Consider the following 25,197-nt stretch of genomic DNA (forward strand, 5'->3'; position numbering starts at 1 on the left):
GCAGCGACGATCCGCGGGCCGCGGATCGTCCGGCCCCGCGCCAGCTCGCGTCGTCCACGCTCTCCGACCTCCGCGAGATCGAAGGACCCATCACGACCTGCGACGCCCGCTTCGCGGCACGATCGCGCGACGTGCTCGCGGTCTCGAGCCGTGAGAAATGACAGCGCCCGCGCGGGACCTCCTCACCGCGGTGAAGCCTCGGCGGGGCCCAGATTGACCCCGCCCGGCCTGCCATGCTCAGGTGGGCCGCATGCAATGGAAGAGGTTCTCGCTCGGGGTGTTGTGGATGGCGGCGTGCGGCGACAGCGGCGTGCGCGACGACTCGGCGACGGGCAGCGCTGCCACGTCCACCGTCACCGACAGCACCGGCGCTTCGACGCTGCCGACCACCACCATCGGCGAGACCGACTCGGAGGCCGGCACCGCGACCGCCAGCGCCACCGAGGTCCCGACCAGCAGCACCACCGACGACCCTGGCGAGACCGGCACCACCGGCCTCGACATGACCTGCGTCGACACGCCGCCGCCCGGCTTCACCGGCCCGACCGATCCGGCGTGCGCCGCCGCCCCGCAGGTCGGGACCTTCGAGCCGATGCTCGAGTGGAACCGCGCCACCTGGACCACCGCGCCCACCTCGGACCAGGTGCTGATGTCGCCGATCGTCGCCTCGCTCGACGGTGACGCGGTGCCCGACGTCGCGTTCGTCACCTACGTCGCCGGCAACCACTACGGCCCCGGGGTCCTGCGCGCGATGTCAGGCGACGGCCAACAGGAGCTCCTCAACGTCGAGGGCCAGGACGTGTGCGGCCACTCCGGGCTCGCGGCCGGCGACATCGACGGCGACGGCCAGGTCGAGCTGGTCGTCGTCACCATCGACGGCGCGATCAAGGTGTTCGAGCACGACGGCGCGCCCAAGTGGACCAGCGAAGTGTACGGCCTGCACTGCTCGACCTCGCCGGGCATCGCCGACTTCGACGGCGACGGCACGCCCGAGGTCTACGCCGGCGCGGTGATCCTCGACGCCGACGGCAACGAGCGCGGCGTCGGCCCGCACGGCAACGGCTTCCGGATCTCGGTCGCCGCCGACATCGACGAGGACGGCCAGCAGGAGCTCGTGGTCGGCAACGCCGTCTACGACGGCCTCGGCGAGCCCGAGTGGTTCAACATGGAGGCCGACGGGATCCCCGGCGTCGCCGACTTCACGGGCGACTCCAAGCCCGAGATCGTGGTCAGCGCGTCCGGGACCGTGCGCCTGCAGGACAACCAGGGCGTGGTGCTGTGGACCGCCATGGTCCCCGGCGGAGGCGGCGGCGCGCCGACGATCGCCGACTACGACGGCGACGGCGAGCCCGAGGTCGGCGTCGCCGGCAGCGAGTATTACGTGGTGTTCGACACCGACGGTACCCTGATGTGGCAAGCGCCGATCTCCGAGACCGAGTCGGCCACCGGCTCGATCGTCTACGACTTCGAGGGCGACGGGATCGCCGACGTGATCCACGCCGACGAGAACCGCGTGTGGGTGTTCTCCGGCCTCGACGGCGCGGTCAAGCTCGAGTTCGGCGGCCACGGCAGCGCGACCCAGCTCGAGTCGCCCGTGGTCGTCGACGTCGACGGCGACGGCCAGGTCGAGATCGTGTTCGGCAACAATCAATACTACGACCCCGCGGCCCCGAAGGGCATCTCGGTGATCGGCGACGCGGCGATGTCCTGGCGGCCCGGGCGGAAGATCTGGAACCAGTTCCAGTACTCGATCACCAACGTCGCCGACGACGGCACCATCCCGGCGATGCCGGCCTACAACTGGACCACCCACAACAACTACCGCTCGGGCGACGACTCCCCGCCCGACGGCCTGGCCGCGCCCGACCTCGTGCTCGAGGCCAACATCTGCCAGTACCTGTGCCAGGACACCGACCTGCAGCTATGGGTCAACGTCGGCAACGCGGGCGCCTCGGCGCTCACCGCCGGCGCCACGATCGAGGTCTACGGCGAGCTCGACGGCCAGGAGACGCTGCTCGCCTCGCAGCCCTTTTTGAAGGTCTTGCCGGCCGGCGAGTACGCGACCGCGATCGGCTTCGACATCGACGCCGCCGGCTACGACGCCCTGCTCGTCCGCGCCGTCGCCGGCGAGCAGGAGTGCAAGCTCGACAACAACGTCGCCGCGCTGCCGACCCCGTTCTGCAACCCGCCCGAGTGACAGCCCGCGTCGGCTCCGCGGCCGCGCATGCGACCCCGACCGCCGCGAGCACGGCCGGGGTCGCTAGCTTCCCGGCGTCGCCGCCCGGCCACGCATCAACCTGTCCCATGGGCCATCTGTCACGATTTCGTCCCTCCTGTAGGGACCGCCGCCCGACGCCCGCTCAACCCCGCCGAAGCGCCCGCTCGTGCCGGCGGTCCGACACCGCGCGGCCGATCAGGATCAGCGTCCCGAGGCCCAGCCAGCTCAGGCCGATGACCCGCAGCGCCCTCACCCACCTTGCCCACAGCGCCTCGACGTGGCTCCCGGGCCGGTCCCAGACCACGAACGCCACCGCGTCGAGGTTCGTCCCGGCCGGCACCAGCTCGCGGTAGCACGCCGCCTGATCGGCCGGCACGCGCACCAGCTCGTCGCTCGCCACGCTCCACGCGTCGCTGCAGCCGCGATCGATCGCCACGTTGTAGCAGGCGGCGAACACCTGCACCGGCTCGCCGGGCTGCCACGACGCCGGCACCACCGGTGCCACCGCGTGGTCCCGCCGGGGCGACGCTTTGCCGTTGTCGTGGCGATGCGACACCTTGACCGCGCGCGACCCGTCGACCCGCGCCGCCTCCGTCAAGGTCGCGCGCTCGACCTCCGGGCGCCCGGCGAACTCGGCCAGCGACAGCGCGACCGGCTCGCCGCCGGTGATCCGACCGTACTCCGCCAGCGGCATCCCGCCGAGGAACACCAGCAGCCCCGCCCCGGCCAGCCCGAACCCGCCCCAGACGCCGCGCAGCACCAGCGGCAGCCCGAGCACCAGCGTGGCGCCGGTCCCGGCGGCCAGCGAGCAGCTCTGGTACGTCACGGCCACCCCGAGCCCGACCAGCGCCGCCGCGGCCGCGGTGACCAGCACGAACTCGCGCACCTGCTGGGACGTCCCCGACACCTCGCGCCGAGGATATCGACCGACTCGCCGGTCGACAACCGCGCGCGAGCGATCGACGCCTCCCACCACATGTCCTGTTGGCCCTGTCGTAGCAGCCATGTTCTATGGAACATGTCCCACGCGTCGGCGATCCAAGCTTGCGCGCCTGCAACGTTCCGTCTCCGGTCCGGCGATCGTCGCACTGCCGCGAATGCACCCACCCGGTGCGGCCAATCGCGTCCCTTCCCACGCCCCCGGCGCTGGCCCCACGAATTCACCGCCCGGGCCGCCGACTGTCGCCGGCGTCATGTTCCTCGCCCGCCTCGTTCGAATGCGAGCGTCTCATGTCAATACCGCGGCGCGCCTGCGCCCGGCACCGCGCAATCGGGCCCACGATTCCCGAATCACAGGTGCTGCGGTGCCGCCACCTCGCATTGACACGGCGCTGCGGCGCCTCGTAAGGTGCCCGGTCGAAGAGCCACCATCGGCTCCGGCCTATCGATGAGCGACAACGAACTCGTAGCACTCTCGTCCGTGCTGGCCAGCGGCAAGCCTGTCTTCGAGCTCACCGTCGGCAGCACGCCGATGCGGGTCGTCAGCTTCTCGGGCACCGAGGAGCTGTCGGCGCTGTTCGACTTCAAGGTCGAGGTCGCCGGCCTCGACTTCGACCCCGAGGCCCTGCTCGGCCAGCCCGCGCTGCTCACCCTCCACGGCGCCGAGCTGCCGCGCCTGGTCCACGGCCTCGTCGCCGAGGCCGAGTACGTCGGCTACACGCGCAGCCTCCAGCTCTACGAGCTGCGGATCGTGCCCTGGGCCCACCGCCTGGCCCACCGCGAGGACTGCCGCGTGTTCCAGGACAAGACCACCGAGCAGATCGTCACCGAGGTCCTGACCGGCGCCGGCCTGGCCCGCGACTGGTTCCGCTTCGCCCTCGCCGAGTCGTACGCCCCGCGCAACTACTGCGTGCAATACCGCGAGACCGACCTCGACTTCGTCACCCGGCTGCTCGAGGAGGACGGCGTGTTCTATTTCTTCGAGCACGACGAGCAGAAGCACGTGTGGGTCATGGCGGACAACGCCCAGGCCCACACCCCGATCAAGGGCACCTCGACGCTGTGGTTCAACCCGCCGCGCGGCACCGTGCAGGACCGCGAGCACATCCGCACCTTCCGCTTCGGCGGCCGCGTGCGCCCCGGCAAGGTGACCCTGCGCGACTACAACATCCACAAGCCCGACCTCGACCTCGAGGTGCGCGAGGCCGCCAAGGTCGACGCCGACCTCGAGATCTACGAGTTCCCGGGCGAATACCAGGACCCCGGGCGCGGCGGCCCGCACCAGGGCCAATCGCTGGCCAAGATCCGGCTCGAATCGTTGCAGGCGACCCGCCGCGCCGGCACCGGCGACAGCGACTGCTCGCGCCTCACCCCCGGGCTGACCCTGCAGATCGCCGGCCACCCCAAGCACGAGCTCAACGCCGAGTACCGCCTGGTCCAGGTCCGCCACACCGGCAGCCAGCCGCAGGTGCTCGACCAGGACGGCGAGGACGAGAGCAGCTACACCAACGTCTTCAGCGTCACCGAGCTCAAGGTCCCGTTCCGGCCCATGCGCCGCACCTCGCGGCCGGTGATGCGCGGCGTCCAGACGGCCACGGTCGTCGGGCCCGAGGGCGAAGAGGTGCACACCGACGCCCACGGCCGCGTGCGCGTGCAGTTCCACTGGGACCGCGCCGGTGGCCACGACGAGAACAGCGCGACGTGGGTCCGCGTCAGCCAGATGTGGGCCGGCAACGGCTACGGCACGATGTTCCTGCCGCGCATCGGCCACGAGGTGCTGATCGACTTCATCGAGGGCGACCCCGACCGGCCGATCATCATCGGCCGCATCTACCACGGCAACAACCAGACCCCGTACCCGCTGCCCGACGAGAAGACCAAGAGCACCATCAAGTCCGAGAGCTCGCTCGGCGGCGGCGGCTTCAACGAGCTGCGCTTCGAGGATCGCAAGGGCTCGGAGGAGATCTTCCTCCACGCCCAAAAGGACTGGAACACCGAGATCCTCAACAACCTCACCGAGAGCGTCGGCGCCGACCGCAACGCCACGATCGGCGCCAGCGACTCGACCCTGGTCGGCACCGTCCACACTGTCACGATCGCCCAGGCCTCCTCGCCGCCGCCGGCGGTCCCGCCGACGGGCACGAAGATGCAGGACACCTTCTTCAGCGTCACCACCGGCTCCGCGAAGATCACCATCAACGGCGCCGACGTGTTCGTCGAGGCGGAGGGCAACATCACCCTCGCCGCCGGCGGCGACATCACGATCGCCGCGGGCGGCACGATCAACGTCGTCAGCGGCGGGCCGACGTCTGTCCAGGCGAGCGCCGAGGCCCTGAACCTCAAGGGCCCGCTGGTGAAGATCAACTGCTGAGGCGACCGGGCCGATCGTGCGGACCTCGCTCGCAGCACCGCTCCCCGGACCCGACCGCGACGCGCCGCCACCCGGCGAGCGCGGCTCGCCGCAGCCCGGCGACCGACTCGCGGGCCGCTACAAGCTGCTCACGCGCGTGCGGGGCGAGGGCGCCGCGCACGTCTACCTCGCCCACGACGGGCACGCCGAGGTCGGGCTCCTGGCCGTCGATCCCGCGCGCTGCGACCCGCGCGACTGGGTCGTCTTCACCGACGTCGTCGCCTTCGCCAGCGCTGCGCGGATCCCCGGCCTCGCCCTGTTCCACGGCCTCTCCGCCGCCCCCGCCCCGCCGTTCTGCCTCGCCCACGCGTCCGGCCGGACCCTCGCGCACCTGCTGCGCGAAGAGGGCCCGATCGCCTGGCAGCGCGCCCTCGCGCTCGGCGAGCGCCTCGCCACGATCCTCGCCGCCGTCGAATCGACGCTGGGGATCGCCCACCGGGCATTGACGCCCGACCGCTGCGTCCTCACCAGCGATCACGACCTCCACATCCTCGACTACGGCGTCGCCGAGATCGAGCCCTTCGCCAGCCCGGACGACGCCACCCACCGCGCCCCCGAGCAGCGCCGCGGCCCTGGCGATCACCGCAGCGATGTCTACTCGCTCGCCGCGATCCTGTTCGAGCTCATCGCCGGCGAGCGCCCCTCGGGCCGGCTCACGCCGCGCCTGCGCTCGTCGGTCCGCGACGCGCCGCAGCACGTCGACGACCTGTTCGCCCGGGCTCTCGCCCCCGATCCCGAGCGGCGCTACCCCGACCTCGAGTCCCTGCGCGTCGCGCTTCACGCAGCGCTCGCGCAGGCCCCAGTCGCCCGCGTCGTCACGCCGGCGAGCCCGATCCTCGCGCGACCGACCGAGCCTGCCACCCTTCGCCCCGCGCCCGCGATCGTCCCCGCCGCGGCTGCCATGCTCGACCTGCGCACCGGCCCGGCGCCGCTCGCCGCGCCCGCCCCCGCGGCCTCGGTCCGCATCCTCGCTCCCGGCGTCACTCCTGCTCCCATGGTCGACCCCGGCCCAGCGCCCACCGCAGCTCCTGCTGCCATTCGCGCGACCGACCGCGGGGTCCAGGCTCCTGCTGTCATTCCCGCGCCCGACCGCCGGATGCAGGCTCCTGCTGTCATTCCCGCGCCCGCCCGCCGGGTCCAGGCTCCTGCTGTCATTCCCGCCCCCAGGCCCACCGCGGCCCCTGCTGCCATTCGCCAGCCCGACCGCGCTCCGGCGATCGCCGCCGACCCCCGGTTCGCCGCTCCTGCCGCCATTCGCAGCCCTGCCGCCGCCTCTGCCCCCCTCTTCGCCGCTCGCCCGGCGGCAGCCGTCACTCCCGCCGCTGCGACCCTGCGCGACCCGTCGCCCGCGGTCGCGCGCCTGAACCCGCCGCGCGCCACTGTGTCGGCGGCGCTGACAGAGATTATCCCGCCCGCCACCCCTGTCCGGGTCCAAGAGTCACCTGTCCGTCGGGACATCCTGTCTTCCCTCGCTCCCGCGTTCATCAGCCCGCCGTCCCCCGAGCTGCCTGCCCGCGACGGCACCACCCTCATCGATCCGCCCAGCCTGCGCCCCGTCGTCCGGGCCGCTCCGAAGCCCGACGCGACCGAGCTTTTGCCCGACCTCCCGGCCCGCCTCGCCTCCGCCAGCTCGCAGCTCCGCGCCGACGCCCGCCTCGCCCAGCCCGCCGCCTCCATCAGCTCGCAGCAGCTCCGCGCCGACGCCCGGGACCCTGCCGCCGCCATCAGCTCGCAGCAGCTCCGCGCCGCCGCCCGGGTCCCTGCCGCCGCCATCCGCTCGCAGCAGCTCCGCGCCGACGCCCGGGTCCCTGCCGCCGCCATCAGCTCGCAGCAGCTCCGCGCCGCCGCCTCGCGCCCCAATCCTCCTGCCCCGCTCGAGCCCGAGCCCCTGGCGCCCTCGCCCGCGCCTGTGCGTCCCACTCAGCTGGCCGCACGCCCGGCCAGCCCGCCTCCGCAGCCCCGCGTCGCCTCCTCTGCCGCGACCTCCGACCCGCACCCGAAATCCGGCCCTCCCGATCGGCGGCTCCTGATCGCCGCCGTCTTCGTCATCAACCTCTCGCTCGCGCTGATCGTCCTGTACCTGTTCATGCGCTGAGCCCCGCCGAGCTCGCGCGAATCAGGCGAGCGCGAGCGCACGCCCCATTCACCGCAATCGCAGCGGCGGCAGCGAGCCCTCGATCGCCCGATCGAACCATGCCACGAACACCTCGCGCTCGCGACCCTGCCGCTCGCACGCCGTCACCCGCCACGCCTCGAGCACCTCCGGGATGTCGACGTGGAGCGCTTCGCCGTCGCCGCGCTCCACCCGGATCCCGATTCGCTTGTCCGGGCGTCGCTCCCAGCGCGCCCGCGCATGCTCGCAGATCGTCTCACCGAAATACTGCCCCGCCGTCGCGATCATGTCTTTGAGCGACTGCGCCGACTCGCCGCGCGCTGCCATCATCAGCCAGTCCGACAGCCGCAGCAGCGACGCCCGCGAGAAATCGAGGCACGGCTCGGTGAAGTCCCAGCGCGCCCCCCAGATCCCCGTCTGCAGCACCGACCAGGCGCTCTGCGCCCGGATCTCGAACCCCTCGAGCGCGTCGTCGACAACCTCGCTCATGCTCGCTCCGTCCGCCTCACGCCGGCTCGAGCCACGAAGTATCGTCGCACGACGGGTGCTCCGGGATCGCCGCCTCGCGCTCCGCCTCGCGCCAGCCTCGCCACACGTCGACCGTCAGCTGCGCCAGGATCCCCGCGCCCGCCATCTTCCACGACGGCGGCTGCGCCAGCCTCGGCGCCACCGCCGGGGCCCGCCGCGCGACCGCCTGGCCGACCAGGTTGTTGCTCAGGTACCGGGCCCGCGACCACGGCACCTGGCCCGCCGCCGTCTTGCGCGCCACATAATCGGCGTACATCGCGTTCTGGGCCGCCCGGCGGCTCGCCGCGTTGGCAGCATTGGTCCGCGCCACTTGCTGCGCGTTGTGATAGCCGATGCTCTGGGCGTCGGCGACGGTGGCCGCCCCGCCCCCGGCGACGATCGCCCCGCGGTTGACGTCGGTGCCCGAGACCACCCCCGGCTCCGAGTGCATGCTGCGTTGCCACGCGTCGGAGATGCCGACGATCACCCCAGTGACGGCGAAGCCGGCCAGCGTCCCGCCCGCGAAGATCACCGTCAGGTACACGCTCCCGTAGTCGAGGATCGTGTCGAGGAAGCTCCGCCGCGTCCCCTTGATCCGGACCGCCGGGCCGCCGATGAGCACGTTCTCCGAGCCGGTCGCGATCTTCGCGTCGCACAGCAGCGCGTCGCCCTTGCGGGCCGCCGGCCGGCACGCGTAGAAGACCGTCTTGCTGCCCTCGACGATCGCCTTGGGCCCGTGGTTGTAGACCACCGGGAAGTAGCACACCGAAAGATCGGTCACCGCCGCCGCGTCGCGGTTGTTGATCAGGACGTTCGAGGTCCCCGGTCCGACCCCGCCGGTCTCGACCCCCGGGCTCGGCGCCAGCGCGTCGTAAAGCGCCGCCGCCCCGAGCCCCGCCGCCCCGCCGACCGCCGCCAGCCCGGCGATCGCCCCCAGCGCCAGGCCGCCCGTGCCCACCACCAGCAGCCCGATCGCCACCGCCGCCACCGCACCGACGAAGAAGCCGAGCAGCTTCGACGAGTGCTTGATGGTGTCGTCCATGCGGGCTGCCAGCGCGAAGCTCATGACAACCTCCCTCGCGTCACGGACGGTTCGGATCGGCCGGCGGCGTCACCGTGGCAGTGGCGAGGATCTCGTCCCACAGCGGCTGGATCTCGCGGACCCCCTTGCGGGTCGCCGACATCACGATCGACACCACGCTGCCCTTCATGTCGATCGCCACCACCTGGCGCTGCTCGTACTCGACCCCGCGGGCGGTCAGCGTATAGAGAAACTCGCCCGCCGGCACCGAACCGAGGGTGCGGCTGCGGCGGTCGATCAGCGCGAACTCCGGCATCGTCCGCGCGAACTCCACCAGCATCCCGTCCATGTATTGCTGCAGCGTCGTCCGCGGGTCGATCGACTCGCGCCGCACCACCACCGACGCGCCCTTCTCGCCCTCTTCGCCGTTGGAGAACACCACCATCGCGTTGCGCTTCCACGTCGGCGGCACCGCCAGCTGCACGCCCTCGCCGGCGTTGATCAGGTTGTTGGGTGTAGCCATCGCAATCAGCCTCTCCGTCGCCGCGAGCCCACGGTCCGATCGACCTATCCTGTCCCCGCGACGGCTGTCAAGGCGGAGTCGCCCGCGAATGCGAGCACCCGCCCGCTCGCGCCCACCGCCGCGGCCGAGCGCGCTCGGGCGGCGCGGCAGCGAGCGCCGACGGGCGACCGGCACCACGCATATTCGTGTCATTCACGGCGGGTGTCGTCTACCCCGCGCAAACACGGTGCCCAGATTCGCCCGCGCCTATCGTCGCACCCGCCGCTCGCCGCGAAATGTATCGACCGCGAAAGGATTCGGACGGGGCTCGAGCCGCGCGGCGAATGATAGGATCCTACCACGGGGCGCGCTCCGGTGGCCCAGGCCCGCGCTCCGTCGAACCGACCGACGAACGCCGCCGAGCCGGCGCTCAGAACACCCACGTATAGCCGCCGCTGACACTCGCGCTCAGCTCGCCCCCGCCGCTGAGCGACACCACGATGCCGACGGGCGCCGGCGTCGTCTCGCCGCTGACGAGCGCGAGCCACCCGGCCTCGTCGTCGGGCACGGCGAAGACCACCTGAAGGCCGGCGCCCGGGCCGACCGCGACCTCGACGGTCACCGCGAAGTACGGGCCCTTCAGATCGGCGGGCCGCGGCGTCCACACGCCGAGCTGGTCCCCCAGCGACGCGCCGATCGAGACCGCCACCCCGCCGACCCCGAAGAAGCCGCCGATCGCCGCCGCGTCGGGCAACGTGCACGCGTAGCCGAAGCAGCCCTCGGCGCCTGCCCCGTAGGCCGCGCTGCCGCCCCCGCCCAGCGACAGCGTGGCGAACTTTCCGCACGTCGCGGCGATCGCCCGCAGCTCGGGCCGGCCTGCCAGCGCCTTCACCGACGCCAGCGTCACCGCGTCACGCTGCCTGCCGGCCGCGGCGAGGACGACCCGCTCGAATTCCGCCGCGCCCCTGGCGTCGGCGAGCAGCGCCGTCCCGCCCGCGACCATCGCGTCGATCAGCGCCTTCTGCCCGCGGACCGTCGCCATCGCCGCGGCGAGCAGCAGGTCGACGAGGCCGTCGTCGAGCCAGCGCTCCAGCGCCGCCAGCGTCTCGTTCCACGCGCTCTCGCCCAGCCGCAGCGCGTCTTCGTACGTCGATTCCGCCAGCGCCCCGGCCTGCGCGCCGACGCCTGCGAGCGTCGACCCGGCGACGTCCGCCCCCTGCACGGCCCCGTCGGCGACCTTGTCGGCCGCGTCCTTGACCGCGCCCGTCGCCTTGTGGGTCGCCTTCTTCAACTTCTTGCCGGCCTTCTTGAACGCCTTGCCGATACCCATATGCAGTGCTCCCTTCGAGGAGCTGCGGTGATAGCCAGGCGATGTGGAGAGAGTATGGAGGAGGCGCTCGTCGCATTCGCGCGCACGTCTCATTCATGACACCGACGTCGAGCGGCGAGGTCTGCCATCGCCCAGAAGCACGGCCGTCATGCGCTCCGCCCTCGGCGGCGCCGCGGCCAGGAAGCGCGCATCGCCGCCCCGCGACCGCCCCGCGAGCGAGCGCCCGCGGGGCGCACGACCTCACGGCTTCAGCGTCAGCGTCAGCGTCACGCTGTCGAGCGTGCCGGTGTCCTGCGGCGCCCGGTCGCCGGCGCAGAACTTCCACACGCCCTTGGCCGAAACGCCGTCGAAGTCGCCGAAGTTGAGGCCGGGGCCCGCGCCGTGGTTGGGGAAGTAGTCGCAGGCCCCATCGCCCTGGCACACCACCCCGCTGTCGGCCAGCGTGTTGCCCATCAGCTCGGCGTCCTTGACCCCGCCGTCGCGGAACAGCACGGGGAAGTCCTTCGACAGGTTGGAGCTGTCGCCGGCGGTCCCGGACGTGCCGTCGTCGGCGAACTCGGTGTAGCCGGGCCGGCTCATCACCGTCAGCACCTTGGCGCCGCCGGGGCTGACCAGCTTGAACACCAGGTCGCCGATCCACGTGTGCGTGATGCCGACCTGCAGCGTGACGTCGTCGACCTTGTTGGCGTTGACGACGTTGAGGTCGACGCAGACCATCTGCGCCAGCTGCCCCTTGTACATGTTGTCGGGCACGGCCGCGCCCAGGCCGGTGAGCTTGACCTGCGCGCCGAGCTCGAGCTTGCAGCTGGCGTCGCAGCCGTCGCCGGCCACCGCGTTGCCGTCGTCGCACTGCTCGAGGTCCATGCGGATGAACCCGTCGCCGCACTTGGCGGTCTTGCACTGCGCGCACGCGTCGGTGTCGACGAGGTTGCCGTCGTCGCACTCCTCGACGCCCGCCTGCACCTTCGCGTCGCCGCAGGTCGCCGTCTGGCACGACGACGTGCACGCCGCGTCGTCGGCGTTGGCCTGGCCCTCGTCGCACGTCTCGCCCGGCTGGACGAAGCCGTCGCCGCACGCCGCGTTCTTGCACACCGCCGTGCAGGCGTCGTCGTTGCTCTGATTGCCGTCGTCGCACTCCTCGCCGGGGCCCTTGAAGCCGTCGCCGCAGACGTTGTCGGTGCAGTCCGCCTTGCAGGCCTTGTCGTCGCCGTTCATGGCCCCCTCGTCGCACTGCTCGTGGTTGTCCCACACCAGGCCGTCGCCGCAGGCCGCCAGCTTGCAGCCGAACGTGCAGTCGCCGGTGTCCTTGTTGAGCGGACCGGCGTCGCAGGTCTCCATCAAGCTGGCCTGGGTGAACCCGTCGCCGCACACCGGCGCCTTGCAGAGGCTCGTGCACGCGTCGTCGTTGTCGGCGTTCCCGTCGTCGCAGACCTCGCCGACGTCCATCGTCCCGTTGCCGCACGCCTCGAGCTCGCAGGCCGCGTTGCAGCCGTCGCCCGGCGCGTCGTTGCCGTCGTCGCAGGCCTCGCTCGGGCTCGGATCGCCGTCGCCGCACACGTTGGCGACGCAGCCCTCCAGGCACTCCTGCCCGGGCCCGTTGTCCTTGCCGAGATCGCAGGCCTCGACCCCGTCCAGCACGAAGCCGTCGCCGCAGGCCGCCAGCTTGCACGTCGGCGTACACATCGCGCCCTGCCCGTTGCCCGCCCCGTCGTCGCACTCCTCGCCGACGCCGTCCTGGATCAGCGAATCACCGCACGCCGCCAGGGTGCACGCATTGGTGCACGCGTCGGTGTCGACGTCGTTGCCGTCGTCGCACGCCTCCATCAGCCCGGCGATGCCGTCACCGCACTCGGGCACCGCGCACGCGTTGGTGCACGCGTCGCCGTCGCGGCGGTTGCCGTCGTCGCAGCCCTCGCCCGGCCCGACCGCCCCGTCGCCGCACTCGTTCGGCGAACAGTCGGCCTTGCAGGCCTTGTCGTCGCCGTTGTCGGCCCCGTTGTCACAGCCCTCGCCGGCCTCGACCACCCCGTTGCCGCACTCCACCGGCGCGCCGGTCGTCGAGTCGGTGTCCGTGTCGGTCGGGTCGGTCGTGGTGGTGGTCGTGGTCCCGTCCGTCGAGGTCCCGGTCGTCGGCGCCGTCGTCGTCGAGGTCGTCGGTGTGCCCGTGCTCGCCTCCACGTCCGTCGTCGCGTCGGTGCTCGTCCCGTCGGTCCCCGTCTCCGAGGTCGTCGCGCTCGGTCCGCTGCACCCGACCACCAGCGCCGCGGTCACCGCCAGCGCGCCCACCTCTCGCTCGCCAATCCAACGATTCCATCGCATCGGCGCACATTAGAGCGGCCCCGCGACGCCGGCAACGCGCAATGTCGTGCGCCGCTGCAGTCGCCGACACTCGTATGATTCCGCCCCCGGGTGGAACTCCTCGCGGGCGACCGCAGACTTCGACGCCAGCGCCCCGTCAGGGCCCGCGTCTCCACTCGCGGGTCCGCGCCCACACCACGCATCACCCCTCGGGGATGGCACACGCACGCGCGGACCGACGCCCGCGGCGAGTCCCCATCACTTACGACGGCGGCGCACACACGCACGCGCAGGCCGGATGCGCGGCGCCGTCTGGGTCGCCGGCCTCGCACGCGTCGTAGCCGAGCGGATCGGCGGTGCAACCATTGACCAGCCGCGTGATGCCCGGCGCCTCCTCGCGGAAGGCGGGCGCGATCAGCCGCTCCGGCGCCTCCCCGTCGCCCTGGCAGCCGCGGATCGGCAGACAGGCCGGCGGGCCCGGCGTGTCGACATAGGCCACGCAGCGCAGCTCGTCCGCGGTCTCGCAATCGCCCGTGACGACCACGCTCCGCACCCACGCGCAGCGAAACTCCGCCCCGCCGGACGCCAGGCAGGCCTCGTTCGTCTCGGCGGCCGCGCACTCCCGCATCGCCTCCGCCGTCCGCTCGTCCTCGCGCCCCTCGCAGCCGGTCGCCGCCAGCGACAGCAGCGCCACGAGTCCTTTCAATGATGACATGCGCATGCCCGCTCCTCCTCACCGCAGCGAGCGGTACCCGCCCGCCACGCCGCGCTTCGACAGCACGATCTGCCACAGTTGATTGCGACAGCCGGCGCGGAACGACCCTGCCATCGTCTGCAAATAATAGCTCCACATCCGCCGAAACCGCGCCGGCATCGCCGCCCCGCGGGCCTCCGCGTGGGCCACGAAGTTCGCGTGCCAGGCCATCACCGTGCGGTCGTAGTCGGCGCGGAAGTTGTGCCAGTCCTCGATCACGAACAGCCCGTGGGCCGCCCGGCTGATGTCGGCGGTGGCCGGCAGGGCCCCGTTGGGGAAGATGTGGCGATTGAGCCACGCGTCGGTGCGCCCGTGCTCGTTGCCGATCGTGTGCAGCAAGAACAGCCCGTCGTCGCGCAGCAGCCGGTGCGCCGACTCGAAGAACGCCCGGTAGTTGCGGTGGCCGACGTGCTCGAACATGCCGACGCTGGCCAGCTTGTCGAACGGGCCCATGCCCAGCAGCGCCGGGTCGCGCCAGTCGAGCGCGTGGTAGCTGCCGCCGTGCCCTTCGTCGTGCGCGGCCGCCCAGTCGCGCTGCGGCGCCGACACCGTGATCCCGGTCGCTCGCGCCCCGCGGCTGGCGATCGCGTGGCGGACCAGCCCGCCCCAGCCGCAGCCGATGTCGAGCAGCGACTCACCTGTCCCGAGGTACAGCTTGGAACAGACCAGCTCGAACTTGGCCCGCTGGGCCGCGTCGAGGTCCGCGGCCGCGCGCCAGTAGCCGCACGAGTAGGCCATCGTCGGCCCCAGCATCGCCGCGAACAGCTCGGTGTCGAGGTCGTAGTGGACCTCCGCCACCTGGCCCGAGCGCCCCGTCGTCTGCAGGTTCACCAGCCGCGACGCCGTCGCCAGCGCCGCCGTGCGCCAGTCGAGCACCGCCTCGTCGCCGCTGGTCGCCAGCACCCGCGCCGTCAGCTCGTCGATCGCCGCGCAGTCCCACCAGCCGTCCATGTAGCTGTCGCCGAGCGCCAGCGACCCGCCGAGCGCGACCCGCCGCCACAGCCGCGGGTCGTGCACGTGGATGTCCCATGGGTCAGGTCCGCCCACGCGCGCCCCGGCGCGCTCCAGCGCCCGCTCGACCGCCCGGCGCGCCGCGCTGTCGAGCCCGCCCACGTCAGTCCCGCTTCTTGAGGCCCGCCAGCGCGCTGGCCTGGGCGCGCACGCTGTCGGGGGCCATGACGACCTGCATCGCCATGCGGTCGAGCTCCGGGTGCGCGGCGATCGCCGCCATCGTCGGCTGCTGCAGCGCCAGCTTGCTGGCCGCGTAGGCCGACGCGCTGTCGACCCCGATCCGCCGCGCCTCTGCCAGCGCCGTCGCCAGCAGCTGCTCGGGCGCGACCACGCGGTGCAGCACCCCGAGCCGCTCGGCCGCGGCGACGTCGTAGAGCTGGCCCGACAGCGTCATCGCGGCGGTCGCCGGCGTGCCGATCGCGTAGCGCACCATCTCGATGTACGTCCACGGCATCGGGATCCCGACCGGCACCTCGTTGATGGCGAAGCGGGCCCGGCCCTCGGCGCCGACCCGCACGTCGCACGCGACCGCCAGGATCAGCCCGCCGGCGAAGGTGTTGCCGTTGATCGCCGCGACCGTGCGCCGCGGCAGGCTGAACACCCGTAACAGACTGCGGCGGAATTCGTCGAACCACGCCTGCAGCTCGTCCATGTCGTTGCGGGCGAACCGCGGGAACACGTCCTCGAAGTCGAGCCCCGCCGAGAACGTCTTGCCTTCCGCCGTCAGCACCACCGGCAGCGCCGGGTGGTCGTGCTCGACCGCGTCGAACGCGGCGTGCAGGTCGGCGAAGAACTCCGGGTTCATGCGGTTGACCGGGTTCGAGCGCATCGTGACGATCACGGCGCCCTCGCTGCGCTCCACGCTCCACTTCATACGAATGGCTCCCCGCGCTCGCTGGCGCCGGCTGTCCCTTGCGACAGGTTGCTCGGCGTCTTCAGGTCCCACACCAGGCCGAGCGCCGCCCACAGGCGCAGCACGTACCAGCCGACGTCGAACTCCCACCACACGTGGCCCTGGCGGGCCGACGACGAGAACCGGTGATGATTGTTGTGAAACTCGCCGAGCGCCAGGACCCCGAGCGGCCAGTGGTTGCGGCTGAAGTCCTCGCAGGCGTAGCGGCGGTAGCCGCCCCAGGCGTGGCTGAACGACTGCACCCAGTGCGTGATCTCCCAGATCAGCACCGTCGGCAGCAGCCCGCCCCACAGCACGCCCTCCGCCCCCCGATGACAGTAGAGCCCGGCGCACATCGCCGCGAACGGCACGAAGTGCCAGGTGTCGAGCCAGCGCAATTCGGGGTAGCGCGCCAGGTCCGGGATCGCCTCGAGGTGGGTCACGCGGTGGCGGCGGTCGAGGAACCACAGGTAATGCGAATAGAAGAACCCCTGGTAATGCGGCGAGTGCAGGTCGCGGCTGGTGTCGGCGTTGCGGTGGTGGCGGCGGTGCGTCTCGGCCCACCAGATCACCCCGCCCTGCAGGGTCGTGCTGCCGAGCAGCGCCAGCAGGAACTGGAACGGCCGCGACGTCTTGAACGCGCGGTGGGCGAAATATCGGTGGAACCCGACCGTCAGCGCGAACATCCGCGCCGCGAAGCAGGCGGCGAACAGCGCGAACGCCGGCCACGACAGCCCGGTGACGACCACCCCGAGGCACAGCGCGTGGACCAGCAGGTAGAAGCCCGCCGCCGACCACGAGAGCTGCGCCAGCGGCAGCGAAGCCTTGCGCCGGTCGTCTCGCATCGCCTCAGCTCCCGGCCGCCTCGAGCGGCCCCGCGTCGCCCGGGCGCACCGCCGGCAGCGGCGCCCCCGGCCGCCACTTGCGGTCGTACACGTAGAGCTCGCGCGCCAGCCCGCACGCCGCCAGCGCGCGGATGACCGCCCAGCCGACGTCGAACTCCCACCAGCGGTTCGAGAACTTGGCCGAGCGCGGGAACCGGTGATGGTTGTTGTGAAGCTCCTCGCCGGCGATCACCAGCGCCAGCGGGACCACGTTGCGGCTGCCGTCGCGGGTCGCGTGATTGCGGTACCCCGCGTGGTGCCCGAGCCCGTTGATCACCCCGGCGCACAGCGGCATCCACATCAATTGCAGCACGAACCCCAGCAGCCCCAGCCCCGGCCCCAGCAGCCCGACATAGATGGCAGCCAGCAGCAGCAGCCCGAGGTTGCTGCGGCCCTCGTAGAGGCCCCGCTCGAGCCAATCGTCGGGGCAGTCGTGGCCGAACCGCCGCAGCGTCGCCTCGTTGGTGCTCTCGCGGAAGTAATAGCGGTACCCGGCGAAGAAGATCTGCGCGATCCCGTGGACCACCGGCGAGTGTGGGTCGCCCTCGCGGTCGACGTAGGCGTGGTGCTTGCGGTGCACCGCCACCCACGCGCGCACCCGCGTGCCCGTGGTCAAGAAGATGAGGAAGCGGAACACGTGCGCCGGCAGCGGGTGCAGCGCGACCGCCCGGTGGGCCAGCGCGCGGTGGGCATAGACGCTGATGCTGATGTTGGCCAGCCAGCCGAACCCGACGCAAAGAAGGAGGACCTGGAGCACCGCGCCGATCCTTATCAGGCGCCGCCCGGGCAAGTCAACGCCGCCCGCGCCCCGCGCCCCGCCGGCTCGCCCCGGCCCGCTTCACCCCATGACATGACCTTTGGGCCATGCCGCATCGCGCATGTCCCAAAGTTAACCTCGCGCCGCGTCCGCCCGCGGAGCGACCCGGGCGACCGCCCGCTCGACCGCCGGCGGATCGATCACCGCCAGGTACAGCAGCACCATCGTCGCCGAGAACGTGTGGACTGGCAGCAGCACGTACAGCGCCGCGTGCAGCAGCACGCCCAGCGGCAGCAGCACGCGGTGCCAGCGGGGTCGCCACACCCCGATCGCCAGCGCGAACTCCAGGGCGACGATCGACGACGCCGCGATCGCCGAGGCGATCGTCATAGCTGTCCCGAGAGGCAGGTCCGATCCGAAATAATAAAAGCCCGCGAGCTGCTCGAGCCGCGCCCCTGACAGGAAGCCTGGCTCGCACTTGTCGATCGCGCTCCACAGGTAGATCGCCGACAGCTGCGCCGTCATCAGCCGCAGCCCCAGCAAGGGTCCGCGCTCGTCCGGCGCGGGCGCCCCGAGCCGACTGGCCCGCGCCAGCGCTCGCCCGCGATCGATCGACAGCGACCGCCCGCACGGCGTCAGCGCGCACAGCACCGTCGCCGACATCAGCAGGAAATGGTGGTGGTGGATCCACGCCGTGCGCCCGCCCGCGGCCCCGACCCCGAAGTACATCGTCGCCACCACGATCGCCGCCGTCGCCGTGGCCGCCCGCGTCCACAGGCCGACGAACATCAGGGCCGTCGCTGTGAAGAAGCCCAGCGACAGCGCCACCATGGCCGGCCCGTCGGCGTGGACCAGCACCATGTCCTCGCCCCAGCGGGCCCACAGCAGCAGCGCGAGGCCGATCCGCACCAGCGCCATCGGTACCGTCGAGCCCTCGGCCGCGGCCCACGCGACCAGGCGGGCCCACGCGGATTCACCGGTCTTCGTGGCCACGCGGCCGCGTCCCCGGGATCTGCGGCCGCGGCGGCAGCGGCCGGCACAGGTCGTGTTCGCCGGCGTGCAGCAGCACCCAGCCGCGCATCGTGGCGATGCGGGCCCGCGCGCGCAGGTCGACCGACCCCAGGCGCGCGCACAGCTCGCCTGCCACGCGCATGAGCCCCGCCTCGCCCGTCATCGTCCGCAACCACCGCGGCGCCGTCGCTCGCTCGCGGCCGAGCGCCGCGTAGCGATCGATCGGCGCCTCGCGCCCTTGCCCGTCGCGGACGCTGAACTCCGCGACCACCAGCCCGACACCGACCTCGTTGAACAGCTCCCAGTCGCGCACGAACCGGCTGCGCCCGCCGAACAGCTGGCGATACGCCGGGATCAGCAACAGCCCCGCCGCGACCGCGACGAACACGATCGCCCGCGCCCGCCTCGCCGTCGTCGTGGTCGCCACACCACGACCGTAACAGATCCTCCGACCTCGCCGCGCGCTGACGGGCCTCGCACCGGCCCCATCCGCGAGCGACCGCCGCGGCTTGCAATCGCGCCTGTGCTGCGCCGCCCTCCTCGGCCCTCGCGTTGACGGCTCGCCGGACTGCTGGCCATCTCCCTCGGAGGGGCACGTGCTCGCCCCGGTCGAGACCTCTATGCCGACACGTCGCTCGCCGCTCCTCGTCCCGCTGGTCCTCTTCGCCTGCACCGATCGCCCGCTCGGCGAGACCGAAGCCAGCACCGCCGGGCCGAACACCAGCGAATCGCCGCCTGCCACCGGCACCACCGACGACCCGCCGGGCACCGCGACCACGCCGACCTCCACCACGACGTCGCCGCTGCCGACCACCGCGACCACCGACGCGACCACGGCCACCACGATCGATCCCGGCGCCACCACGACCGTCGATCCGAGCGCCACCACGGCCGTCGATCCCAGCACTGGCACCACCGTCGATCCCGGCGGCACGACCGTCGATCCCGGCGGCACCACCGACGATCCGCAGCCGAAGCTCGACCTCTTCGAACCGGAGCCGACCTCCGGCCTGTTCGGTTGCACCCTCGACGCTCCCGCCGGCACCATGGTCAGCGGCAGCTCGACGCTCGGCCCATTCGCCGCCCAGCGCGCCTATTTCGGCTTCGACACCCTCGGGGAGGAGCCGTACTCGCCGCGGCTCCTGTTCGTCTCGCCCGCCGCCGATCCGGCCGTCGAGGTACAGCAGCTCAATGGCAGCACCGGCCCGATCCTCCACGGCTTCGCGTGGAGCGATCCGTTCGAAAAAGGCGGCTGGATCGGCCAGTGGCCGCTCTCGGCCTACGTCTTCGCGGAGGGCATGGTGGGTGACATCGCCCGGCCCGAGACCGTAGTCATCGACGCGCGGCTCGGCAACTGGGACGCGCACGATCCCGCCGATCCGCCCCGGCTCGTCGGCAGCCTGCAGGGCGGGGTCTCCGGCCCCTTCGACGCCGTGTTCTGCGACAAGCTGGTGGCGATCATCATCCCCGAGTGAGCCGCCCGCGAGCTTCGGCGCGACATGGTCTTCGGGACATGTCAGTCGAGGTCCCAGTCCCAGGAGAAGCTGGCCAGCCACTCGAGGAACCCGTCGGACTCTCGCCGCGGATCGCTCTCGGCCGAGCAGTGAAAGATCCGCCCGGCGCCGGCCGGCGACAGATCGATGCAGCTTACGGAGTCCTCGATGCCGCCGAGCACGAACCACTGCGCATCGAGCAGATCGGCGAGGTACCGCTGCTGCTCGCGGATGAACGCGAGCGGCCACAGGTACGGGAAATCGTCGCCTGCGCTGCCGTCGTGGCGCCGGTACCAGGCCCGCACGTCCTCGGGCAGCGTCACGCCGAGCGCCTTCTCGGTGCGCGCGATCTCCCGCGCCGAGGCGCCGTCCCGCAGCTCGACCCCGACCTCCTCGGCGCGCGCCTCGACCTCGACGAACACCTCCTCGGCCGTGCGCGGCGCGACCGGCTGCTTCGCGGCCTTCTTGCTCGCCGACTTTGCCGTCTTGCCCGCGGCCGACTTCGCCGTCTTCTTGCTCACCGACTTCGCGGTCTTCTTGCTCGCCGACTTCGCGGCCTTCTTGCTCGCCGACTTCGCCGGCTTCTTCGCCGTCTTGCCCGCGGCCGCTTTCACCGGCTTCTTCGTCCCCGGCTTCGCGGCCGTCGTGCTCGCCGACTTCGCAGTCTTCTTGCTCGCTGACGGCGCCGAACGGGTGATCTTCCTGGCAGCGGGCTTGGTGGTCGTCACGCTCTGACAGCGTCCCATCTCCTCGCGCGGGTTTCAATCCGGCCGCGCGCCGAGACGCGAAGCATCACCACCCGCGGCGCTGCCCCGGCGCGTCGGCGCGTCCGCGCTTCAGAACCGCAGCCGCAGCCCGCCCGGCCCGAGCCCGAGCTGCGGCGCTCGTTCGGGCATTCGTTGATACAGCAAACGGTCGGTGAAGATCGCCGCCGGCACCAACCCTGCCAATGCCACTGCTGCGAAGATCGGCGCCGTGATCTCGGCCCAGCGGCGATCGGGGCAGTCGCGCACGTAGCTGCCCGTGTGCGTGTCGCCGCAGGTGCCGAGGAACGCCAGCGGAACGGCCGTGCCGATCAGCCCCACGATCGCCACCGTCCACGACACGGCGGCCTGGATCTTCACCTTGCGCCGCTGCGCCTGCCACTGCTTCTCCGGGATCACCGGCGGCAGCAGGTCGGGCGGCGTGATCGCCACCATCGGCGTCGGCACTGTCCGCGGCGTCGGCTCGCCCTCATGATCCGGGCGCACCATCTCGCGGTCCTCCGGCGGAGCGCCGCGCGCCGCCACCGGCGCCATGAGAGCGACGCCGATCGCCAGCGCCCACCTGCTCGCCCGCATCACGACTCCGGCCGCAGCTCGACCTTCAGCCACCCTGGCTGGCGCAGGTCGAACGCCTTGTAGGCCGCGATGACGTCGGTCAGCGGCTCGACGCGGGTGATGAATTGCAGCGGGTCGACGGTGCCGCGCTGGACCAGGTCGAGCAGCTTCGGGATGTATTTGCGGTGGTGGCAATTGCCCATCTTCACCGTCAGGTTCTTGTTCATCGCCTGGCCGATCGGGAAGAACTTCGCCGTCGGCGGATACACCCCGACGATCGACAGCGTGCCCGCCTTGGCCAGCGCCTCGACCGCCCACTCGAGCGCCTGCGACGGCGCGTCACCGGGGTGCCAGTGCTCGCCGTCGGGCCTGGCGTGCGGCGCCACGGCCTCGAGCTCGCGCGCGTGCTGGTCGTACTTGCGCTCGGCCTCGGCGCGGGCGGCCCCGCGGTGCGCGTGGCAGGCGTCGACGCCCACGGCATCGATCGCCCGGTCGGGCCCGATCCCGCCGGTCAGCGCGCGCAGCGTCTGGACCGGGTGATCGACCTCGAAGTTGATGATCTCGGCCCCCTGGGCCTGCGCCATGGCCAGGCGCGTCGGCTCGTTGTCGACCGCGAAGACCCGCCCCGCGCCCATCAGCTTGGCGCTCAGGATCGCAAACTGCCCGACCGGCCCGCAGCCGAACACCACCACCGTATCGCCGTCCTTGATCTCCGCATATTCGGCGCCCATGTAGCCGGTCGGGAAGATGTCCGAGAGCAGCAGCGCCTGGTCGTCGCTGACCTCGTCGGGCAGCTTGACCAGGTTGACCGCCGCGTACGGGATGCGCGCCTTCTCGGCCTGCAGCCCGTGGAACGGCCCCGTCTCGGTCGGACCGCCGTAGAACGCGGTGCCCGCCTGCGACCCCTTGGGGTTGGCGCGGTCGCACTGCGCGAAGTAACCGGCGCGGCAGTACGAGCAATGACCGCAGGCGATCGTCGAAGGGATCACCACGCGATCGCCGACGCGGAAGTTGCGGACCTCCTTGCCCACCGCCTCGATCACGCCGACCCCCTCGTGGCCGAGGATCGTGCCCGGCTGCATGCCCGGCATGCTGCCGCGGATCATGTGGAGGTCGGTCCCGCAGATCGCGCTGGCGGTCAGCCGCACGATCGCGTCGGTTGGTTCGCGCAGCTTCGGTTCGGCGACATCCTCGAGGCGGATGTCCCCCACATCACGAAATACGACGGCTCGCATCGCTGCGCTTATGCGACGTTTCGCCCGCGGGTCAACCGACCGGCCGCGGGCCTCGACGTTGCACGAGGTTGCGCGAGCCACCTTGTCGAGACCGCTGCCGGCGAATGCTTCGACCGGGCGGTGGCGGCGCGAGCGTGGGCTTGCGCCCGCCTCGGCAGCGCCAGCCCCGTGATTCGCAGTTCCCCACCGAGCGCGTGGCCCGCGACGCCAGCCGCCGCCATGGTGCCCTCGTGGAGGAGCGCGGCGGGGTGGCTGCGAGCGCGATGACCAAGCCCGCGGACGACGAAGAGGACCGCTTCCAGATCCTCGCCACCGCCTCGCTCACCCTGAGCGGCGCCCGCGTGCTCAAGCAGGGCGACACCTTCGCCGTGTTCGACCGCTTCGGCGACATCCGCCCGTCCGGTGCCTTCGGCGCCCAGGGCCTCTACCACGACGGCGCCCGCTTCCTCTCGGCCCTGCGCCTGCGCCTCGGCGGCCAGCCGCTCCCGCTGCTCAGCTCGACCGTCGGCGCCGACAACATGGTGTTCGTCGTCGACATGATGAACCCCGAACTCCCGCCCGGCGGCGACGTCGTCGTCCATCACGGCACCCTGCACGTCGCGCGCGAGAAGTTCCTGTGGCAGGCCGCCTGCCACGAGCGGATCCACGTCACCAACTACGGCCCCGACGCGGTCGAGCTCGAGCTCGAGCTCGCCTTCGCCGCCGACTTCGCCGACGTGTTCGAGGTCCGCGGCACCCGCCGCGACCGTCGCGGGGCCATGCATGCACCTGTCCTCGGGGACAGCTCCGTCGAGCTCGCCTACACCGGCCTCGACGGCCTCGTGCGGCGCACCCGACTCGGCTTCGACCCCGCGCCCGCGGTCTGCGCCCCCGACCGCGCGCTGTACCGGCTTCACCTCCCCGCCCGGGTCACCCAGGAGCTCCACGTCACCGTCGCCTGCGAGCTCGGCGACGACGAGCCCGCCGCCTGCCCGCGCTTCGCCGTCGCCCACGCCCGCGCGGCCGAGCGCCTGCACGAGCTCGCCGCCCGCGACTGCACCATCGAGAGCTCGAGCGAGCAGTTCGACGACTGGATCCGCCGCTCGCTCGCCGATCTGCGGATGATGATCACGCGCACGCCCGCCGGCCTGGTCCCGCACGCCGGCGTGCCGTGGTTCTGCGCCCCGTTCGGGCGCGACGCGATCGTCACCGCCCTCGCGGCGATGTGGGTCAGCCCCGACCTCGCGCGCGGCGTCCTGCGCTTCCTCGCCGCCACCCAGGCCGATCGTGCGGACCCGGCCACCGACGCCGAGCCCGGCAAGATCGTCCACGAGATCCGCGGCGGCGAAATGGCCACGCTCGGCGAGATCCCGTTCCGCCGCTACTACGGCAGCGTCGACGCCACCCCGCTGTTCGTCGTGCTCGCCGCCGCCTACCACGAGCACACCGGCGACGGCGCGACGATCGCCGAGCTGTGGCCGCAGGTCGAGCGCGCCCTGCTGTGGATCGAGCGCCACGGCGACTGCGACGGCGACGGCTTCGTCGAGTACGGCCGCCGCGCCGAGCACGGCCTGGTCCATCACGGCTGGAAGGACTCGCACGACGCCGTGTTCCACGCCGACGGCAGCCCGGCCGAGGGCCCGATCGCGCTGTGCGAGGTCCAGGGCTACGTGTACGCCGCGTACCAGGGCGGGGCGCGGCTGGCCGAGCTGCTCGGCGACGAGGCCCGGGCCCGGGTCTTGCGGGCCCGCGCCGAGCGCCTGCGGGCCCGCTTCGACGCCGCGTTCTGGTGCGAGGAGCTCGAGGGCTACGCGCTCGCGCTCGACGGCGGCAAGCGGCCGTGTCGCGTGCGCACCTCGAACGCCGGCCAGTGTCTGTTCAGCGGCATCGCCCTGCCCGAGCGCGCGCCTCGCCTCGCCGACCGCCTGCTCGCCGACGACATGTTCTCCGGCTGGGGCATCCGCACCGTCAGCGCGTGCGAGCGGCGCTACAACCCGATGTCGTACCACAACGGCTCGATCTGGCCCCACGACAACGCGCTTATCGCCCTCGGCCTGGCGCGCTACAACCTCAAGGACCACGTCCTGCGCGTCCTGCAGGCCATGTTCGAGGCCTCGGGCGCCGCCGAACTCAGCCGCCTGCCCGAGCTGTTCTGCGGCTTCCCCCGCCGCGACGGCGCCGGCCCGACGATGTACCCCGTCGCCTGCTCGCCGCAGGCGTGGGCCGCCACCGCCCCGCTGCTGCTGCTGCAGGCCGCCCTCGGCATGCAGGTCGAGGGCGCCGAGGGCCGCGTCCTCTTCCTCCGCTCCGCCCTGCCCCCCGCCCTCGAGCGCGTCTCGATCCGCAACCTCCGCGTCGGCGCCGGCACCATCGACCTCGCCCTCCATCGCCACCCCGAAGACGTCGGCATCCACATCCTCGGCCGCCGCGGCCCCGTCGAGATCGTCGCCGTCAAGTGAGGCGCGCTGACGAAGAGGACATGTCCATCTCGACATGTCCTCTCGAACATGCCGCAGAGGACATG

The 25,197-nt window shown here is 72.3% G+C and carries 22 protein-coding genes; 6 read left to right on the plus strand and 16 right to left on the minus strand.

The window, feature by feature from the left end; translation table 11 throughout:
• The first annotated feature begins 250 nt into the window (after positions 1-250).
• The gene (locus POL25_RS02705) at positions 251-2,197 is read left to right on the plus strand and encodes an FG-GAP-like repeat-containing protein (RefSeq protein ID WP_272084210.1); all 1,947 of its coding nucleotides are present in this window, start codon (positions 251-253) and stop codon (positions 2,195-2,197) included.
• A gap of 163 nt (positions 2,198-2,360) precedes the next feature.
• Here POL25_RS02705 and POL25_RS02710 read toward each other — a convergent pair whose 3' ends face one another.
• Positions 2,361-3,125 carry a hypothetical protein gene (locus POL25_RS02710; RefSeq protein WP_272084211.1) on the minus strand — a complete coding sequence of 255 codons (765 nt, stop codon included), beginning with the start codon at positions 3,123-3,125 and terminating at the stop codon, positions 2,361-2,363.
• Positions 3,126-3,605: 480 nt separating this feature from the next.
• Between POL25_RS02710 and POL25_RS02715 the strand changes: the two genes are divergently transcribed.
• Both POL25_RS02715 and POL25_RS02720 read left to right on the plus strand, forming a co-directional pair.
• Entirely contained in the window at positions 3,606-5,528 is a 1,923-nt protein-coding gene (locus tag POL25_RS02715) for a type VI secretion system Vgr family protein (RefSeq protein WP_272084212.1), read from the plus strand.
• A gap of 16 nt (positions 5,529-5,544) precedes the next feature.
• Positions 5,545-7,662, plus strand: coding sequence for a protein kinase family protein (locus POL25_RS02720; protein ID WP_272084213.1), 2,118 nt, complete (start codon positions 5,545-5,547; stop codon positions 7,660-7,662).
• Between the two features lie 48 nt (positions 7,663-7,710).
• On the opposite strand, the gene POL25_RS02725 is transcribed toward POL25_RS02720, so the two are convergent.
• The 12 genes from POL25_RS02725 to POL25_RS02780 form a co-directional block, all read right to left on the minus strand.
• The gene (locus POL25_RS02725; RefSeq protein WP_272084214.1) at positions 7,711-8,169 is read right to left on the minus strand and encodes a hypothetical protein; all 459 of its coding nucleotides are present in this window, start codon (positions 8,167-8,169) and stop codon (positions 7,711-7,713) included.
• 16 nt (positions 8,170-8,185) lie between these two features.
• The gene (locus POL25_RS02730) at positions 8,186-9,253 is read right to left on the minus strand and encodes a PAAR domain-containing protein (protein WP_272084215.1); all 1,068 of its coding nucleotides are present in this window, start codon (positions 9,251-9,253) and stop codon (positions 8,186-8,188) included.
• A gap of 16 nt (positions 9,254-9,269) precedes the next feature.
• Entirely contained in the window at positions 9,270-9,731 is a 462-nt protein-coding gene (locus POL25_RS02735; RefSeq protein ID WP_272084216.1) for a DcrB-related protein, read from the minus strand.
• 409 nt (positions 9,732-10,140) lie between these two features.
• Positions 10,141-11,040 carry a hypothetical protein gene (locus POL25_RS02740; RefSeq protein ID WP_272084217.1) on the minus strand — a complete coding sequence of 300 codons (900 nt, stop codon included), beginning with the start codon at positions 11,038-11,040 and terminating at the stop codon, positions 10,141-10,143.
• A 240-nt stretch (positions 11,041-11,280) separates the two neighbouring features.
• Positions 11,281-13,359: a DUF4215 domain-containing protein gene (locus POL25_RS02745; protein ID WP_272084218.1), complete on the minus strand. Its 2,079-nt coding sequence runs from the start codon at positions 13,357-13,359 to the stop codon at positions 11,281-11,283.
• A gap of 241 nt (positions 13,360-13,600) precedes the next feature.
• Positions 13,601-14,059, minus strand: coding sequence for a hypothetical protein (locus POL25_RS02750; RefSeq protein WP_272084219.1), 459 nt, complete (start codon positions 14,057-14,059; stop codon positions 13,601-13,603).
• Positions 14,060-14,071: 12 nt separating this feature from the next.
• Complete coding sequence (cfa, locus tag POL25_RS02755; RefSeq protein WP_272084220.1) at positions 14,072-15,205, minus strand: cyclopropane fatty acyl phospholipid synthase; 1,134 nt, start codon at positions 15,203-15,205, stop codon at positions 14,072-14,074.
• 1 nt (position 15,206) lies between these two features.
• Entirely contained in the window at positions 15,207-15,965 is a 759-nt protein-coding gene (locus tag POL25_RS02760) for an enoyl-CoA hydratase/isomerase family protein (RefSeq protein ID WP_272084221.1), read from the minus strand.
• 8 nt (positions 15,966-15,973) lie between these two features.
• Positions 15,974-16,840: an acyl-CoA desaturase gene (locus POL25_RS02765; protein WP_272084222.1), complete on the minus strand. Its 867-nt coding sequence runs from the start codon at positions 16,838-16,840 to the stop codon at positions 15,974-15,976.
• A gap of 4 nt (positions 16,841-16,844) precedes the next feature.
• Positions 16,845-17,636 (minus strand): acyl-CoA desaturase, encoded by a 792-nt coding sequence (locus POL25_RS02770; protein WP_272084223.1) that lies wholly within the window; start codon positions 17,634-17,636, stop codon positions 16,845-16,847.
• 132 nt (positions 17,637-17,768) lie between these two features.
• Positions 17,769-18,629, minus strand: coding sequence for an HTTM domain-containing protein (locus POL25_RS02775; protein ID WP_272084224.1), 861 nt, complete (start codon positions 18,627-18,629; stop codon positions 17,769-17,771).
• Positions 18,610-19,074 carry a hypothetical protein gene (locus POL25_RS02780; protein ID WP_272084225.1) on the minus strand — a complete coding sequence of 155 codons (465 nt, stop codon included), beginning with the start codon at positions 19,072-19,074 and terminating at the stop codon, positions 18,610-18,612. The genes POL25_RS02775 and POL25_RS02780 overlap by 20 nt, the downstream gene beginning before the upstream one ends.
• Before the next feature lie 193 nt (positions 19,075-19,267).
• Between POL25_RS02780 and POL25_RS02785 the strand changes: the two genes are divergently transcribed.
• Positions 19,268-20,122: a hypothetical protein gene (locus POL25_RS02785; protein WP_272084226.1), complete on the plus strand. Its 855-nt coding sequence runs from the start codon at positions 19,268-19,270 to the stop codon at positions 20,120-20,122.
• Between the two features lie 41 nt (positions 20,123-20,163).
• Here the strand turns inward: POL25_RS02785 and POL25_RS02790 are convergent, their stop codons facing one another.
• A complete protein-coding gene (locus POL25_RS02790) occupies positions 20,164-20,661 on the minus strand; it encodes an SMI1/KNR4 family protein (protein WP_272084227.1) in 498 nt (165 codons plus the stop codon).
• On the opposite strand from POL25_RS02790, the gene POL25_RS02795 reads away from it, so the two are divergent.
• A complete protein-coding gene (locus tag POL25_RS02795; protein ID WP_272084228.1) occupies positions 20,654-20,875 on the plus strand; it encodes a hypothetical protein in 222 nt (73 codons plus the stop codon). The genes POL25_RS02790 and POL25_RS02795 overlap by 8 nt on opposite strands.
• Before the next feature lie 101 nt (positions 20,876-20,976).
• Here POL25_RS02795 and POL25_RS02800 read toward each other — a convergent pair whose 3' ends face one another.
• Together POL25_RS02800 and POL25_RS02805 are read right to left on the minus strand one after the other, a co-directional pair.
• Positions 20,977-21,480, minus strand: coding sequence for a hypothetical protein (locus tag POL25_RS02800; RefSeq protein ID WP_272084229.1), 504 nt, complete (start codon positions 21,478-21,480; stop codon positions 20,977-20,979).
• Complete coding sequence (locus POL25_RS02805; protein ID WP_272084230.1) at positions 21,480-22,694, minus strand: zinc-dependent alcohol dehydrogenase; 1,215 nt, start codon at positions 22,692-22,694, stop codon at positions 21,480-21,482. The genes POL25_RS02800 and POL25_RS02805 overlap by 1 nt, the downstream gene beginning before the upstream one ends.
• A gap of 263 nt (positions 22,695-22,957) precedes the next feature.
• On the opposite strand from POL25_RS02805, the gene POL25_RS02810 reads away from it, so the two are divergent.
• A complete protein-coding gene (locus POL25_RS02810; RefSeq protein WP_272084231.1) occupies positions 22,958-25,132 on the plus strand; it encodes an amylo-alpha-1,6-glucosidase in 2,175 nt (724 codons plus the stop codon).
• Positions 25,133-25,197 lie beyond the last annotated feature (65 nt).

Origin of the sequence: Nannocystis bainbridge, from assembly GCF_028368995.1 — a bacterium.
Classification (GTDB): Bacteria; Myxococcota_A; Polyangia; order Nannocystales; family Nannocystaceae; genus Nannocystis; species Nannocystis bainbridge.

Bases quoted from the DNA above. Each gene is read 5' to 3' on its own strand.
- POL25_RS02705 (WP_272084210.1), top strand. From the start codon at position 251: ATGCAATGGAAGAGGTTCTCGCTCGGGGTGTTGTGGATGGCGGCGTGC.
- POL25_RS02715 (WP_272084212.1), top strand. From the start codon at position 3,606: ATGAGCGACAACGAACTCGTAGCACTCTCGTCCGTGCTGGCCAGCGGC.
- POL25_RS02725 (WP_272084214.1), bottom strand. From the start codon at position 8,169: ATGAGCGAGGTTGTCGACGACGCGCTCGAGGGGTTCGAGATCCGGGCG.
- POL25_RS02730 (WP_272084215.1), bottom strand. From the start codon at position 9,253: ATGAGCTTCGCGCTGGCAGCCCGCATGGACGACACCATCAAGCACTCG.
- POL25_RS02735 (WP_272084216.1), bottom strand. From the start codon at position 9,731: ATGGCTACACCCAACAACCTGATCAACGCCGGCGAGGGCGTGCAGCTG.
- POL25_RS02740 (WP_272084217.1), bottom strand. From the start codon at position 11,040: ATGGGTATCGGCAAGGCGTTCAAGAAGGCCGGCAAGAAGTTGAAGAAG.
- POL25_RS02745 (WP_272084218.1), bottom strand. From the start codon at position 13,359: ATGCGATGGAATCGTTGGATTGGCGAGCGAGAGGTGGGCGCGCTGGCG.
- POL25_RS02750 (WP_272084219.1), bottom strand. From the start codon at position 14,059: ATGCGCATGTCATCATTGAAAGGACTCGTGGCGCTGCTGTCGCTGGCG.
- POL25_RS02765 (WP_272084222.1), bottom strand. From the start codon at position 16,840: ATGCGAGACGACCGGCGCAAGGCTTCGCTGCCGCTGGCGCAGCTCTCG.
- POL25_RS02785 (WP_272084226.1), top strand. From the start codon at position 19,268: ATGCCGACACGTCGCTCGCCGCTCCTCGTCCCGCTGGTCCTCTTCGCC.
- POL25_RS02800 (WP_272084229.1), bottom strand. From the start codon at position 21,480: ATGCGGGCGAGCAGGTGGGCGCTGGCGATCGGCGTCGCTCTCATGGCG.
- POL25_RS02805 (WP_272084230.1), bottom strand. From the start codon at position 22,694: ATGCGAGCCGTCGTATTTCGTGATGTGGGGGACATCCGCCTCGAGGAT.
- POL25_RS02810 (WP_272084231.1), top strand. From the start codon at position 22,958: ATGACCAAGCCCGCGGACGACGAAGAGGACCGCTTCCAGATCCTCGCC.